At 43.4% G+C, this 14,308-nt stretch carries 13 protein-coding genes and 1 pseudogene; 6 read left to right on the top strand and 8 right to left on the bottom strand.

Annotated features, from left to right (window positions below; all coding sequences use genetic code 11):
- Window positions 1–21: 21 nt before the first annotated feature.
- The 4 genes from cysE to Xentx_RS04395 form a co-directional block, all read right to left on the bottom strand.
- Window positions 22–843: a serine O-acetyltransferase gene (cysE, locus tag Xentx_RS04410; protein ID WP_074019062.1), complete on the bottom strand. Its 822-nt coding sequence runs from the start codon at window positions 841–843 to the stop codon at window positions 22–24.
- A gap of 19 nt (window positions 844–862) precedes the next feature.
- Complete coding sequence (gpsA, locus tag Xentx_RS04405; protein ID WP_074019061.1) at window positions 863–1,882, bottom strand: NAD(P)H-dependent glycerol-3-phosphate dehydrogenase; 1,020 nt, start codon at window positions 1,880–1,882, stop codon at window positions 863–865.
- Entirely contained in the window at window positions 1,882–2,352 is a 471-nt protein-coding gene (gene secB, locus Xentx_RS04400) for a protein-export chaperone SecB (RefSeq protein WP_074019060.1), read from the bottom strand. The genes gpsA and secB overlap by 1 nt, the downstream gene beginning before the upstream one ends.
- Before the next feature lie 75 nt (window positions 2,353–2,427).
- Entirely contained in the window at window positions 2,428–2,865 is a 438-nt protein-coding gene (locus Xentx_RS04395) for a rhodanese-like domain-containing protein (protein WP_074019059.1), read from the bottom strand.
- A 329-nt stretch (window positions 2,866–3,194) separates the two neighbouring features.
- Between Xentx_RS04395 and envC the strand changes: the two genes are divergently transcribed.
- Together envC and Xentx_RS04385 are read left to right on the top strand one after the other, a co-directional pair.
- Entirely contained in the window at window positions 3,195–4,508 is a 1,314-nt protein-coding gene (envC, locus tag Xentx_RS04390; protein WP_074019058.1) for a murein hydrolase activator EnvC, read from the top strand.
- Window positions 4,509–4,518: 10 nt separating this feature from the next.
- Window positions 4,519–5,592, top strand: coding sequence for a divergent polysaccharide deacetylase family protein (locus Xentx_RS04385; protein ID WP_083600871.1), 1,074 nt, complete (start codon window positions 4,519–4,521; stop codon window positions 5,590–5,592).
- Here Xentx_RS04385 and tdh read toward each other — a convergent pair.
- The 3 genes from tdh to Xentx_RS04370 form a co-directional block, all read right to left on the bottom strand.
- A complete protein-coding gene (gene tdh / locus Xentx_RS04380) occupies window positions 5,589–6,614 on the bottom strand; it encodes an L-threonine 3-dehydrogenase (protein ID WP_074019057.1) in 1,026 nt (341 codons plus the stop codon). The two genes, Xentx_RS04385 and tdh, sit on opposite strands and share 4 nt — an antisense overlap.
- 9 nt (window positions 6,615–6,623) lie before the next feature.
- Window positions 6,624–7,820, bottom strand: a complete 1,197-nt coding sequence (gene kbl / locus Xentx_RS04375; RefSeq protein WP_074019056.1) for a glycine C-acetyltransferase — start codon at window positions 7,818–7,820, stop codon at window positions 6,624–6,626.
- Window positions 7,821–7,960: 140 nt separating this feature from the next.
- Window positions 7,961–9,169, bottom strand: a complete 1,209-nt coding sequence (locus Xentx_RS04370; protein WP_074019055.1) for an RNA-guided endonuclease InsQ/TnpB family protein — start codon at window positions 9,167–9,169, stop codon at window positions 7,961–7,963.
- 22 nt (window positions 9,170–9,191) lie between these two features.
- On the opposite strand from Xentx_RS04370, the pseudogene Xentx_RS04365 reads away from it, so the two are divergent.
- The 4 genes and pseudogenes from Xentx_RS04365 to rfaC all read left to right on the top strand — a co-directional run bounded on the left by Xentx_RS04365 (window position 9,192) and on the right by rfaC (window position 12,687).
- A pseudogene (locus Xentx_RS04365) lies at window positions 9,192–9,493 on the top strand (transposase).
- Between the two features lie 216 nt (window positions 9,494–9,709).
- Window positions 9,710–10,648: an ADP-glyceromanno-heptose 6-epimerase gene (rfaD, locus tag Xentx_RS04360; RefSeq protein WP_074019054.1), complete on the top strand. Its 939-nt coding sequence runs from the start codon at window positions 9,710–9,712 to the stop codon at window positions 10,646–10,648.
- Between the two features lie 9 nt (window positions 10,649–10,657).
- Entirely contained in the window at window positions 10,658–11,710 is a 1,053-nt protein-coding gene (gene rfaF, locus Xentx_RS04355; RefSeq protein ID WP_074019053.1) for an ADP-heptose--LPS heptosyltransferase RfaF, read from the top strand.
- A complete protein-coding gene (rfaC, locus tag Xentx_RS04350) occupies window positions 11,710–12,687 on the top strand; it encodes a lipopolysaccharide heptosyltransferase RfaC (RefSeq protein WP_074019052.1) in 978 nt (325 codons plus the stop codon). Before rfaF ends, rfaC begins: the two co-directional genes overlap by 1 nt.
- Here rfaC and Xentx_RS04345 read toward each other — a convergent pair.
- On the bottom strand, window positions 12,667–13,554 hold the full coding sequence (locus tag Xentx_RS04345; RefSeq protein WP_074019051.1) for a GNAT family N-acetyltransferase: 888 nt from the start codon (window positions 13,552–13,554) through the stop codon (window positions 12,667–12,669). The genes rfaC and Xentx_RS04345 overlap by 21 nt on opposite strands.
- Between the last annotated feature and the right edge of the window lie 754 nt (window positions 13,555–14,308).

Below are 14,308 nucleotides of genomic sequence, written 5' to 3'. Positions count from 1 at the left end.
TCATAAGAAAAGAACAGAATTTCAAATTCCATCCCCATTCTCAAATCCATTATTGATACCATTAAAATGCTGGTTCATATCCAGCGATGGTTTCTCACTTTCCGGTTTACCAACAATCCTCGCCGGAACGCCTGCCACTGTGGTATGAGGTGGAACCGATCTTAATACAACCGACCCTGCCCCAATTTTTGCACCGCGGCCAATCTCGATATTACCGAGGATTTTTGCTCCCGCACCAATCATCACCCCTTCACGAACTTTCGGATGACGATCCCCTACCGTCTTGCCCGTCCCCCCAAGCGTTACGGATTGCAGAATGGAAACATCATTTTCAACAATCGCTGTTTCACCAATCACAATGCCAGTTGCATGGTCTAACATGATGCCACAACCAATCTTTGCGGCAGGATGGATATCGACACCAAAAGAAACTGAGATTTGGTTTTGCAAATAGATTGCCAATGCCTTGCGATCTTGTTTCCACAGCCAGTGTGCAATGCGGTAAGCCTGTAGTGCATGGAAGCCCTTAAGGTAGAGCAATGGGGTCGAATATTTATCTACTGCCGGATCACGCAATCGAACAGCTTTGATATCACGTGCTGCCGATTCAATCATCTTGGGATCACTGCGGTACGCATTTTCAACGACTTCTCTGACTTCGATGGGAGGCATAATTGGTGATGCTAACTTATTTGCCAGCATATAGCTCAGGGCACTACCAAGATTTTCATGTTTGAGTAATGTCGCATGAAAAAAACTGGCTAACATTGGTTCACAATCTGCCAGAACCTTCGCTTCATTTTTTATATTTTTCCAGACTTCGTTAAGTTCTGATCGCGACATATCAGCATTCTCATTTTACTTAAGAGCGAGAGCTTTCTCCCTCTTCCCTTGTAGCCCTTCCCAATAATGTTTGGGCAGCCTCAATCACATTTTTATTGCAATACAGTATCTGGTAGATCTGCTCTGTGATAGGCATTTCAACGCCCACTCGTTCTGCCAAGGCACGGACTTCTTTAGTATTGCGGTATCCTTCAACAACTTGCCCGATCTCACGCTGCGCTTCATCAACACCAATACCTTTTCCCAGCATCATACCAAAACGACGGTTACGGGATTGGTTATCAGTGCAGGTCAGGACTAAGTCACCCAATCCAGCCATTCCCATAAATGTAGAAGGATCAGCTCCTAATGCCACTCCAAGGCGGCTCATCTCAGCTAATCCTCGGGTGATCAATGCCGTGCGGGCATTAGCTCCAAATCCCATACCATCAGAGATCCCTGCACCAATTGCAATAACATTTTTTATTGCCCCGCCGAGCTGTACCCCAATGAAATCCGGATTTTTGTAGACTCGAAAGCTTTTACCGCAATGGAAAAGCTGTTGAAGTTCTTCACTAAACTCAGGTGTTGTGGCAGAAACAGCAATTGCTGTTGGTAAACCGGCTGCTAGCTCTTTGGCGAATGTCGGGCCAGAAACTACAGCCAAGGGGATTTCATCACCTAATATCTCACGGGCTACATCTTGTAATAAGCGTCCTGTTTCCGCTTCAAGCCCCTTGGTAGCCCAAACAATGCAGCTATCCTGTTGTAAATGTGGTTTTATCTGCTGTAAGACATCACCGAAAACATGGCTGGGAACCACTACCAAGATATTACAACTGGCTGAAACAGCGCTTTTCAGATCGGACTCAAGCAATAAGCTATCGGGAAAAGCAACATCTGGTAAAAATGCCTGATTACAACGCGCTTGTTGCAACACATTGACGTGCCCCGGGTTATGTCCCCAAAGTACAACTTTGTGCCCATTACGAGCCAAAGTAATGGCTAAAGCGGTGCCGTATGAACCGGCACCGATCACTGTCATAGAAGCAGTATTCATTAGGCTTCCTGTGCAGCCTCATTAGGCTGAGATTCAGCCTGCTGTTGCAGATAATTCATGAACAGGGCATCGAAGTTAACAGGAGCTAAGTTCAGTTGTGGGAAAGTACCACGGCTTACCAAGCTGGTGATGCACTCACGGGCATATGGGAACAGAATGTTCGGGCAATATGCCCCTAAGCAATGTGCCAACTGGGCTCCTTCAATACCGTCAATAGAGAAAATACCTGCTTGCTGAACTTCACACAAAAACGCTGTTTCTTCTTCCAATATCGCCGTAACGGTAACACGCAAAACAACTTCATAAACTCCCTGAACCAATTCACTGGAAGCAGTGTCCAAATCCAATTTAACTTCCGGCTGCCACTCCTGCTGGAAAATCTGCGGGGCTTTTGGTGCTTCGAAAGAAATATCTTTCGTATAAATACGCTGGATCTGGAAAGCCATTTCTGTGTTGTTTTGTTCTGACATAATAATGTTTACCTTTTTCTGATGTCCTTATTAAACTTTTCAAGAATGCAAGCATACCACTTGCACCTAAGTTCGTTATTTCTTGCCACGAGCCAATGGCAGATTTTCACCCGCCCAACCAGCAACTCCCTCTTTCAGGGAATAGACTTGCTCAAAGCCCAAACGAACCAGATTTTCCGCTGGTGTTCTGGATTCCAGCCCATTCGCTGAAACTACGATCACAGGCTGTTTTTTATGTTTCTCCAACTCACCTAAATTATTGTCTTTAATTTCAGATGGCGTCAGGTTAACGGAACCAATAATATGCCCTCTGCGGAAATCGTCACGGGAGCGTAAATCCACGACGACAGCTTCTTCCTTGTTGATGAAATGGATGGCCTGAGCACGGGTGATCTCTTTACTTTTGGAGAACACGCTTTTTACCGTCATGACAATGACAGCCACCAGCAATGCAATCCAGACAAGGCTCAGGATCGTGTTTCGGCTAATAAATTGCATGATTTCTTGCAGCATGGAGGGCAACAACTCCCGTTAGTTAATAACAAATATCTAAGGTAGAAGAGTATACCTGTGTGTTGCATCAATTACAGCCAATTAGCATCAATCCAATGCAGATTTTGCGGAGAGTTTCGAGAAAAATTAAAAAATACATCGAGAACCACTTGATTGTAATGCACCAATAAAATATTTCATGTAACACTGTTTCAAGGCAGGATCTTCGACAATAAATGGACTAAATTAACTAAAACTTATATTAATGATAAAAAACAGTCTGTTCTCTGGTCAGGGGCAATTCCTCATGAAATAATTAGGCGCTATGTAACAGCAGGGTACTCAAAAAGATGGCTGAAAATAAGGATCTGAAGAACCGCAAGAATCGGCAGAGGCAATACAAACAGCAAAATAAAATCAGAGTGTTACAGCTCTGTGCCTTGTTATTCACCTCTCTCAGCTTCAGTACAAGTACTTTCGCCAATCCAATTTCAGAGAATAAAAATCAGCTCAAAGATATTCAGCAAAATATTGCCGAAAAAGAGAAAAGTGTAAAACAGCAACAAGAACAACGTACAGACCTGCTTAACCAATTAAAAGAACAAGAAAGTACTATCTCAAAAGTGGGACGTTCGCTGCACACAACACAGACTCGTCTGAATAAACTAGAAAACGACGTTTCATCACTAAATGCAAATATCAAACGACTGCAAACGCAACAAAAGGAGCAACGTCAATTACTTGCCTACCAATTGGACGCTGCATTCCGGCAAGGAAATCACCAAGGGTTAGAATTATTACTCAATAGGCAGGAGAATCAGCGCAAAGAACGTATTCTCGCATATTACAGTTACTTGAATCAGGCACGTCAGGAGACCATCGCCAAACTGCAAAAAACAACTGAAGAACTCAACCAGCAAAAAAAACTGCAACTAGAAAAACAAAGTGAACAGAAAGCAATACTAGCCAGCCAAAAACAGCAAAAACAAAAGATGGAAACTACCCGCACTGCGCGGCAAAAAACATTAACGGTACTGGAATCTTCATTGAAAAAAGATCAACGGAGCCTGGCAGAGCTTAGGCAGAATGAAACCAGACTGAGAGACAAAATTGCCAAAGCTGAGCGGGAAGCCAAAGCGCGTGCTGAACGTGAAGCTCGTGAAGCGGCCCGTGTTCGCGCCCAAGTTGCCGCTAAACAGAAACAAGCGCAACAAAAAGGTTCCAGTTATAAACCCACAGAAGAAGAACGTGCTCTCATGGCACGAACTGGCGGCCTTGGGCGCCCTGCTGGGCAAGCCATCTGGCCAGTACGCGGTCGTATCATCCATAGTTTTGGTGAAACGATACAAGGTGAACTTCGCTGGAAAGGGAGTGTTATCTCAGCAGCGGAAGGAACAGAAGTCAGGGCTATCTCAGATGGACGTGTATTGTTGGCAGATTGGCTGCAAGGCTATGGTCTGGTTGTCGTGATCGAACACGGTAAAGGCGATATGAGCATTTACGGTTACAACCAGAGCACATTGGTCAGTGTTGGGCAACAGGTGCGGGCAGGTCAGCCAATAGCTTTGGTTGGCAGCAGTGGTGGGCAACAACAGCCTTCACTGTATTTCGAAATCCGCCGTCAGGGACAGGCTGTTAACCCATTACCGTGGTTAGGGAAATAGGATCGGAATAATGGTGAAGATGCGGTATCTATTAATAAAGCGGGTTAATGTCTTTACTCTTTTATCTTGGATACTGCTATTCTTCACATCATTGCTGTTTACTTTGAATGTACAAGCTGCACGTTTAGCCATCGTCATTGATGATGTTGGCTATCGTGTCAATGAAGAAAATAAGATTTTACAAATGCCTGTTACGGTTTCTATCGCAATCCTACCTAACTCCCCGTATGGCAGGAAAATGGCGGAAAAAGCCCATCAGCAAGGGCGTGAGATTTTAATCCACTTGCCAATGGCACCATTAAGCAAACAACCGCTGGAAAAAAATACACTCCATCCTGCCATGAGCAGAGACGAAATTACCCGTATTATTCAAGATGCGATACACAAAGTTCCCCATGCTGTTGGGATGAATAATCATATGGGAAGTGCGATGACATCTAATCTCAGTGGCATGGAAAAGGTAATGCAAGTGTTATCCCATCGCCATCTCTATTTTCTGGATAGTGTGACAATAGGTAATACACAAGTTACCAAAGCGGCAATGGGAACCGCTGTTCCTGTGATCCGTCGAAATGTGTTTTTGGATAATATTCAAACCGAAGCCGAAATACGGTATCAACTTAACAGTGCGATAGCCCTTGCCCGTAAACGAGGTTCTGCCGTTGCAATTGGGCACCCACATCCCACGACCATACGCGCATTACAGCAAGCAATTACAACATTACCTGATGATATTGAGCTGGTAACACCCAGCATGTTGTTAGGTCTACCGAGAACCAAAAACGATCATCAAACTGTACGTAATTGCATAAAACCCCATGAGCCAAAACCTGTACCAGCCACTCAATTGGAATATCTCAAGATGGTAAAACAGGCATTATCTAACAGTGTTATCTTTAATGCCTTAAGTCTATATATGCAAAAACTCTTGGGTAACCATCCAATACAGAAAATACCAAATGATTCAGGCAAGCCAGAAGTAAAACAAGCAACGGAAAACAAAGCGACAAGTAAAACAGGAAAGCCACCAAAGGTCGATCAAACAGGCGTCTTAAAAGCCAAAGACGCCTGCATTAATTTTTAATCCCAATTTAAGATAACTTTGCCAGATTGCCCTGAACGCATGACATCAAAGCCTTTCTGGTAATCATCAACTGAGAATTGGTGAGTGATAATTGGGGACAAATCCAGGCCAGATTGGATCAAAGCCGCCATCTTGTACCAAGTTTCGAACATCTCACGTCCGTAGATACCCTTGATAAATAATCCCTTAAAGATGACCTGGTTCCAATCTATCGCCATGTCCGAAGGCGGTATCCCCAACAGCGCAATACGTCCACCGTGATTCATAGTATTAAGCAAAGCACCGAACGCTTGCGGAGCCCCCGACATCTCCAAACCAACATCAAAACCTTCTGTCATTCCCAGCTCTGCCATAACATCAGTCAGGTTTTCTTTGCTGACATTCACGGCGCAGGTAACCCCCATTTTGCGAGCTAACTCAAGGCGGTATTCATTGACATCCGTAATCACGACATGACGAGCACCAACATGCTTACATACCGCTGCTGCCATAATCCCGATAGGGCCAGCACCTGATACCAGTACATCTTCCCCTACCAGATCAAAAGACAGTGCAGTGTGTACCGCATTGCCAAATGGATCAAAAATCGCAGCCAGCTCATCGGGTATATTGTCTGGGATCTTAAAAGCATTAAATGCGGGAATAACCAGATATTCAGCAAAGGCACCTTCACGGTTCACACCAACTCCCGTAGTATTGCGGCATAAATGCGTACGTCCACCACGGCAGTTACGACAATAACCACAGGTAATATGGCCTTCACCGGATACACGATCACCAATCTTGAACCCTTTTACTTCCTGACCAATTGCAACAACTTCACCTACATATTCGTGCCCTATTACCATCGGGACAGGAATAGTTTTTTGCGACCAATCATCCCAGTTATAGATGTGAACGTCCGTACCACAAATGGCAGTTTTACGGATTTTAATCATCACATCATTGTGCCCAAGTTCTGGCATGGGCACATCTGTCATCCAGATACCTCCTTGTGGCTTTAATTTGGACAATGCTTTCATAATTATACCTTAAGCAATGACATTCAATTGCTTGCCAATACGTATAAATGCAGCCACCACACGTTCAATTTGTTCTTCAGTATGAGCGGCTGAGATCTGGGTTCGAATACGCGCTTGACCTTTAGGAACAACCGGATAGAAGAACCCAATTACATAAATGCCTTCTTTCAGTAGTTCTGCGGCAAATTCCTGCGCCAGTTTCGCATCCCCCAACATAACAGGGATGATTGCATGGTCTGCCCCCGCCAGAGTGAAACCTGCCGCCGTCATTTTTTCACGGAACAAGTTCGCATTTTTCCAGAGACGCTCACGCAGATCATCGCCATTTTTCAGCATGTCCAGCACCTTGATTGATGCAGCGACAATGGCTGGAGCCAGTGAGTTGGAGAACAGATATGGGCGTGAACGCTGGCGCAACCATTCAACAACTTCTTTACGTGCGGCAGTATAACCACCAGATGCACCACCAAGCGCCTTACCAAGCGTACCGGTGATGATGTCAACACGTCCCATAACATCACAATATTCATGCGTACCACGACCATGCTTGCCAACAAAACCCACTGCATGTGAATCATCCACCATGACCAGAGCACCGAATTCATCAGCCAAATCACAGATGGATTTCAGGTCAGCAATGACACCATCCATTGAAAATACCCCGTCAGTTGCGATCAGGACATTCTGCGCACCTTCTGCTTTTGCCTTTTCCAACTGGGCTCTTAATTCTTGCATGTCATTATTGGCATAACGGTAACGTTTTGCTTTGCATAAGCGGATACCATCAATGATGGAGGCATGGTTCAAGGCATCAGAGATAATGGCATCTTCTGACCCAAACAGGGTTTCGAACAAACCGCCGTTTGCATCAAAACACGAGGAGTACAGAATAGCGTCTTCCATACCCAAAAATTCAGCAATCTTATTTTCTAATTCCTTATGGGAATCTTGCGTACCGCAGATAAAACGAACGGATGCCATACCAAAACCATGGCTATCCATACCTGTTTTTGCAGCAGCGATCAGATCAGGGTGATTGGCCAAGCCTAAGTAGTTATTAGCACAAAAATTAATTACTTGATTACCTTCAGCAACAGCAATATTGGCATCCTGGGCAGAAGTGATTATACGCTCACTTTTGAATAACCCTTCGGAGCGGGTTTGTTCCAACTGCTCATTAATTTTATGGTAAAACGACGCTGACATTTTTTTCTCCTGAATCCCTAACTAAGTGAAAGGCATGATGTATGTTACTGATAGATCCTGCCTGTAACGACACAACGAAAAAGATAATATCAACTTTTTGACATCCTCCCCGCCGTAAACGGCGAGGATCCCTACTAAGTTCAGACCGGAGCCTGAATCATTTCGGTGGGTTCCTGCTTCAACGGACGACCTGACTGCATCGTTCCTCCACAGGCAAGTACGGCATGTCCTGCCGCTAAGATATTGCGAGCACCGTTGATATCCGCGTTCGCGCTATATCCGCATTCCTGACACTTGAATTGACTTTGTGACAGGCGGTTTTCTTTCGCTGTGTGACCACAACAGGCGCATTTCTGACTGGTATACGCCGGAGGCACTGCCAGCACCTGACCACCGTACCATCGCTGCTTGTACTCAAGCTGGCGGCGCATTTCATACCAGCCCTGATCCCGTATCGAGCAGTTTAGGCCGGATTTTTGCCGAACATGGCGGCCCTGTTGCTCTGCCGTTCCTTTCGCTGACTTTGACATGTTGGCGACCTTCAAATCTTCAATGACGATCATTGCGTGGTTTTTGCTGATAGTCGTGGTGACTTTGTGAAGGTAGTCGCGTCGGATATTGGCAATGTGCGAGTGCAGGCGCTGGATTTTTCGTTTCTGCTTCTGCCAGTTAGCGCTGAATTTCACTTTGCGACTTAACTGCCGTTGGAGTTTTGACAGCTTATTCTGACTGGTTTTGAAGCTGTTGACTGGCAGATATATCGTACCGTCTGAAAGTGTCGCGAGTTTTGCCACACCTACATCCAAACCTACCATTGAGACAGATTCACGATGGGGTTCGGCGGTCTCATATTCCGTTTGAATGCTGATATACCATTTACCGCATGACTGGCTGACCGTGACATTTTTTACCTCTCCGACCACCTGGCGGCTGTTTCGATAGCGGAGCCAACCCAACTTTGGCAGGAAAATACGGTGGTTTTCCTGATCCAGTTTTACCCCCTGAGGATAGCGGAACGCGTCATTCTGACCGCGTTTTTTAAAACGTGGGAATGATGCCCGTTTATGGAAAAAGTTTTTGTAGGCTCGTTCCAGATCTTTAAGCGACTGCTGAAGTGGCTGGGAGGGGGATTCTTTTAGCCATTGTGTTTCGGTATCCCCTTTCCACTCAATGAGCCATGAAGTCATCTTTGTATAGGAGATGTACTTATTTCCCGCCTCATGATTCTCATTCTGGCGTGCCAACGCACGGTTGAATACAAAACGACAAGCTCCCGCGAAACGCCGCATATCACGTTCCTGTTGACCATTTGGTCTTAACCGGAATTTAAAGGCTTGTTGTCGTTTCATACTTTCTATTATATTTTGGTCTATGAGAAAAGAAACCGATATTCGTCGGAGAAGGTACTGTGTTTTCCTGATACATATACACTTAGTATTTGTCACAAAATACCGGCGAAAAATATTTGATCAGGATGCGATAGAAAAACTTCGAAACTACTTTGCCAGCGTGTGTGCTGATTTTGTCGATTACTCCGCCATGATCGTCCAGATATTGCTGATCGCTATTACTACAAAGGTGCTCTGTGAGTCCGAATTATTTTGCAGCAAGCTGGCGGAGCACCACTTTCAATAATCAAACAATACCTTGAGCAACAGGAAACGCCGGAATGATCTTTAAAGCCCTTCGGGCTTTGCGGCGGTTTTGGGTAAAGCTGATCACGCCTCGGAGTCCGGCATACAGTAATATTTCAGGATGTTCCCCTATTTAAGCTGCTGCTGTCAGTGGGGTTAAGTGCTATCATACGCAGCAAAGACATACCCAATAGACGTCGAGTTACAGTAGTAAAACTGGGTATAAAGTGAACTGACTATTTAGAGGTGAGCCAAATGATTATTGTCACTGGTGGCGCAGGGTTTATTGGCAGCAATATTGTCAAGGCACTGAATGACGAAGGCTATAAGGATATTCTGGTCGTTGATAACCTGAAAGACGGCAAAAAGTTCGTCAATTTGGTTGATTTGGATATCACCGATTATATGGATAAAGAAGATTTCATCGCCAGCATCGTTGCGGGTGATGATTTAGATGATATTGATGCCATTTTCCATGAAGGTGCTTGTTCATCCACAACAGAATGGGATGGTAAGTATATGATGGACAATAATTATCAGTACTCCAAAGATGTGCTGCATTATTGCCTCGATCGTCAAATCCCCTTCCTGTACGCCTCCTCTGCTGCTACTTATGGTGGTCGCAGTGATAATTTCATTGAAGAGCGCCAATATGAGAAACCACTCAATGTTTATGGCTACTCTAAATTCTTGTTTGACCAATATATTCGTGATGTTTTGCCTCATGCAGATTCCCAAATTTGTGGCTTCCGTTATTTCAATGTGTACGGGCCGCGCGAAGGGCACAAAGGCAGTATGGCGAGTGTCGCCTATCATTTAAATAATCAGATTCACCAAGAACAGAATCCGAAATTATTTGCTGGCAGTGAGAATTTCCGCCGCGATTTTATCTATGTCGGAGATGTTGCCGCCGTCAATCTGTGGTTCTGGAAAAATGGTGTTTCCGGCATTTTTAATTGTGGGACAGGTCGCGCTGAATCTTTCCAGGCTGTTGCAGATGCTGTGATTGAATTCCATAAAGAAAAATCTCCAACTGTGGAATACATCGACTTTCCGGAAAAATTAAAAGGCCGTTATCAGAGTTTTACTCAAGCAGAGCTGACAAAACTTCGTGCTGCTGGCTATAAACAACCGTTCAAGACTGTCGCCGAAGGTGTCGCTGAATATATGCAATGGCTCAATCAGGATAATTAATCGATTTCTATGAAGATATTGGTGATCGGCCCATCATGGGTGGGTGACATGATGATGTCACAAAGCCTCTACCGGACTTTGAAAGATTTGTACCCCGATGCAGAAATTGATGTTATGGCACCAGCATGGTGTCGTCCATTGCTGGCAAAAATGCCAGAAGTGCATCAGGCATTGGCCATGCCGCTTGGCCATGGTGCCCTTGCCTTGGGTGAGCGCCGACGTCTTGGGCTGGCATTGCGTGAAAATAGATACGATCGTGCTTATGTATTGCCCAACTCATTCAAATCTGCGCTAGTACCTTTCTTCGCCAATATCCCGTTACGTACAGGCTGGCGCGGTGAGATGCGTTACGGACTGTTAAATGATATCCGAGTCCTGAATAAAAATGCTTTTCCACTTATGGTCCAACGCTACATTGCTCTCGCGTATGAAGGGAAAAACATGCGTAGCGCTGATGATCTTCCACAACCTTTATTATGGCCGCAATTAAGTGTCAATGACGAAGATATTGCAGAATCAACCTCAGCCTTCAATATTGCTGATCACCGACCTATTATTGGCTTCTGTCCAGGTGCCGAATTCGGTCCAGCCAAACGCTGGCCACACTATCACTATGCAACCCTAGCTGAACAGTTAATTACCCAAAAAGGCTATCAAGTTTTACTGTTTGGTTCTGACAAAGATCATCAAGCAGGTGAAGATATTCGCACACTTTTAAGCGATGATGCCCGCGAAAATTGTCTCAATCTGGCAGGAAAAACCTCGCTTGAACAAGCAGTGAATGTCATCGCAGCTTGTGATGCTATCGTCACAAATGACTCAGGTTTGATGCATGTCGCGGCGGCCTTAAACCGTCCTCTGGTGGCATTATACGGGCCAAGTAGCCCAGATTTTACCCCGCCACTATCGAATAAGGCCGAAGTGATCCGACTGATTACGGGCTATCACAAAATCAGAAAAGGCGACAGCGACGGCGGCTATCACCAAAGTTTGATCGATATTCAACCTGAAATGGTTCTATCTTCATTAGAAAAACTGCTACAGGCGGAGAGCCAAAATTAATGCGTGTTTTACTGGTAAAAACGTCTTCGATGGGGGATGTATTACATACTCTGCCAGCATTAACTGATGCAAAACAGCAGCTTCCTGACATTCAATTTGATTGGGTAGTGGAAGAAGGGTTTGCCCAAATTCCAACCTGGCACAATGCTGTCGGAAATGTGATTCCCGTAGCTATTCGACGTTGGCGCAAGAATTGGTTCAGAAAAGATATTCGTGAAGAACGAGCGCTGTTCCGGCAACAACTGCAGCAACACCAATATGATGCTGTCATTGATGCACAAGGCCTGTTAAAAAGTGCTTTCTTGGTAACCCGATTAGCACATGGCCCAAAGCATGGTTACGATAGAAAAAGTATCCGTGAACCCATCGCTAGTTTTTTCTACGATCACTGCCATGCTGTCAGCAAACAACAGCATGCGGTTGAACGCACTCGAGCTTTATTTGCTGATAGTTTGAGCTATAAAAAACCGTCAGAACAAGGTGATTACGCCATCGCCCGCCATTTTTTGAACCAACAAACCAGTAGCCAACATCACTATCTCGTTTTCCTCCATGCAACTACACGTGATGAAAAACATTGGCCTGAAAATCATTGGCGGCAGCTTATCGCAGATATCCAGGCAACGGGTATGCGCATCAAATTGCCCTGGGGAGCCGAGCATGAATATCAACGGGCACTCAGGCTAGCAGAAGGGTTTTCCCATGTTGATGTTCTGCCAAAACTGACTCTGGCTGAAGTTGCACACGTTCTCGCAGGGGCTCAAGCCGTAATTTCAGTTGACACGGGATTAAGCCATCTTACAGCGGCACTTGATCGACCCAATATTACGCTATTTGGGCCGACTGATCCTGGTTTGATTGGTGGATATGGTAAAGAGCAGCATCCTTTAAAATCAGCGGATAATACGATGCAAGGTATTACTTCAAAGGAAGTTATGCTGCTCTTGCAGGGAAAGCTAAAAAAGCACTTTGCCTAGTGGCAATGTTTCACACCAACGATTTTTGTATTCAAAAGTAGGATTACCTAATGAGTAACGCATGGTTTTGTCTTCCTGCTGGCACAGCGCTTTTGCTTCCTGAATATTTACCCACATCAAGATGCTGCCAATGCTAAGATGAGCATATTCAGAATCATAACCACCATTAATGGCATCAAAAGAAATCCATTTAGGGCTGTCCGCCTGCAGGACAAAATCATAAGCACAGGGTTTGCCGTTAATCAACAGCACATTACCAAATATATGCTCACGAAGCTCAATGTACATCTCAAGGAGATGCTTTTTTTGCTCTTCAGAATGACTATAATTCCAACGCTTTTGGTATAGATCGATATAAATATCCACCAACTCTTCTGTATTGAATTCACTTGAAGGAAGGATTTCTCCCCCCGCACGCTTAAATTTGTTGATCTCGTTACTGCGATTACGGCGGGTTTTGTAAGAAAAACTGTCTTTGATTAGGCAAATTTTTCGTTTACTCAATAGAGAATTGAAGCTGGCATTAATAAAATTATTTTTGTGGATTGGAGATAATCTCTTTGATTTTACAGGTAAAAATAGCTTTGCATCCGCTGAAATAGGGAAAATGATTTCATCATATGAAACTGGATATCTGGCTTGCATTTTTTCAATTAATTTATTGTTTTTCAAGGAAAAATAAGCCCCCTTAATTCCAGATCCTGTTTTCTTGATATAAAAGCAAAACTGCTCATCAAGATGTTTATCCAAAAAAGCTATAATATCGGGATGTGCTAATGTACATCCACCAAAAAGAGCATGCGCTTCTTTATACTGTTCAAAATTGCATTCTTTCCATCCTGAAAAAAGCGCTTTTGCAGTTTCCATAGAAAGTATCTCCACTAAAAAATTCAAAATTTGTTAAATAACTCATTAAAAATAACGTGACAATATACTAGTAAACAATATATCAATAAAGTTAACCTATTTATATAATAACTCAGACTGGTATCTACACACCCCATAAAACTCAGACATATCAATGATGTTTTCATGATCTAAAAAAACCACCTTGATATTTTTATAAATATAATTTAACTTTTTCGTTATTCTTTTTAATTGATAAATAGATAAACAACGGTCTATATTTTCTGCAAATGGATTTATGATAATAATTTTTCTAAAATTAACCTTTAAATTATCAATAAATTTTCTATTTTCAATATCTATTTCATGTGGGTAATATAAATCATAACTAAAATCAATAACAATTATATTCAAATAATATTATTAAATTCTCTTATCAAGATAGTAACAATTATTTTTCCTTCATTGCGTAATAGCAACATTGTTTTTATGGTATCGATATCAAAAATATTTTTTCCCTTTTATCCCAGATTAATTTGGCAATAAGTAATATGGGATAATATCTTATATCTTTCATTAAATAATTTCGTTTACGATTCCAAGCTCTCAATATCGCAAATTTCTTATTTTCCTTCACTAAGCATTTCCCAATTAACTATTCTTAATAAAAAAATAACTCACAATAGTAGATCACCTTATAAAATCCTTGCCAAAATTCCAATCAAAAGGTCCAGTTGTATTATTAATATTTACTTAGTATACAAATACTCATTAA

Origin of the sequence: Xenorhabdus thuongxuanensis (assembly GCF_001908095.1) — a bacterium.
Taxonomy (GTDB): Bacteria; Pseudomonadota; Gammaproteobacteria; order Enterobacterales; family Enterobacteriaceae; genus Xenorhabdus; species Xenorhabdus thuongxuanensis.
The sequence above is the reverse complement of the archived record's forward strand: the minus strand, read 5'-3'. Positions and strand labels throughout refer to the sequence as shown.

Coding starts and splice junctions, on each gene's coding strand:
- cysE (WP_074019062.1), bottom strand. CDS start 843: ATGTCGCGATCAGAACTTAACGAAGTCTGGAAAAATATAAAAAATGAA.
- envC (WP_074019058.1), top strand. CDS start 3,195: ATGGCTGAAAATAAGGATCTGAAGAACCGCAAGAATCGGCAGAGGCAA.
- rfaF (WP_074019053.1), top strand. CDS start 10,658: ATGAAGATATTGGTGATCGGCCCATCATGGGTGGGTGACATGATGATG.
- rfaC (WP_074019052.1), top strand. CDS start 11,710: ATGCGTGTTTTACTGGTAAAAACGTCTTCGATGGGGGATGTATTACAT.
- Xentx_RS04370 (WP_074019055.1), bottom strand. CDS start 9,169: ATGAAACGACAACAAGCCTTTAAATTCCGGTTAAGACCAAATGGTCAA.
- Xentx_RS04385 (WP_083600871.1), top strand. CDS start 4,519: ATGGTGAAGATGCGGTATCTATTAATAAAGCGGGTTAATGTCTTTACT.
- gpsA (WP_074019061.1), bottom strand. CDS start 1,882: ATGAATACTGCTTCTATGACAGTGATCGGTGCCGGTTCATACGGCACC.
- Xentx_RS04345 (WP_074019051.1), bottom strand. CDS start 13,554: ATGGAAACTGCAAAAGCGCTTTTTTCAGGATGGAAAGAATGCAATTTT.
- kbl (WP_074019056.1), bottom strand. CDS start 7,820: ATGTCAGCGTCGTTTTACCATAAAATTAATGAGCAGTTGGAACAAACC.
- Xentx_RS04395 (WP_074019059.1), bottom strand. CDS start 2,865: ATGCTGCAAGAAATCATGCAATTTATTAGCCGAAACACGATCCTGAGC.
- tdh (WP_074019057.1), bottom strand. CDS start 6,614: ATGAAAGCATTGTCCAAATTAAAGCCACAAGGAGGTATCTGGATGACA.
- secB (WP_074019060.1), bottom strand. CDS start 2,352: ATGTCAGAACAAAACAACACAGAAATGGCTTTCCAGATCCAGCGTATT.
- rfaD (WP_074019054.1), top strand. CDS start 9,710: ATGATTATTGTCACTGGTGGCGCAGGGTTTATTGGCAGCAATATTGTC.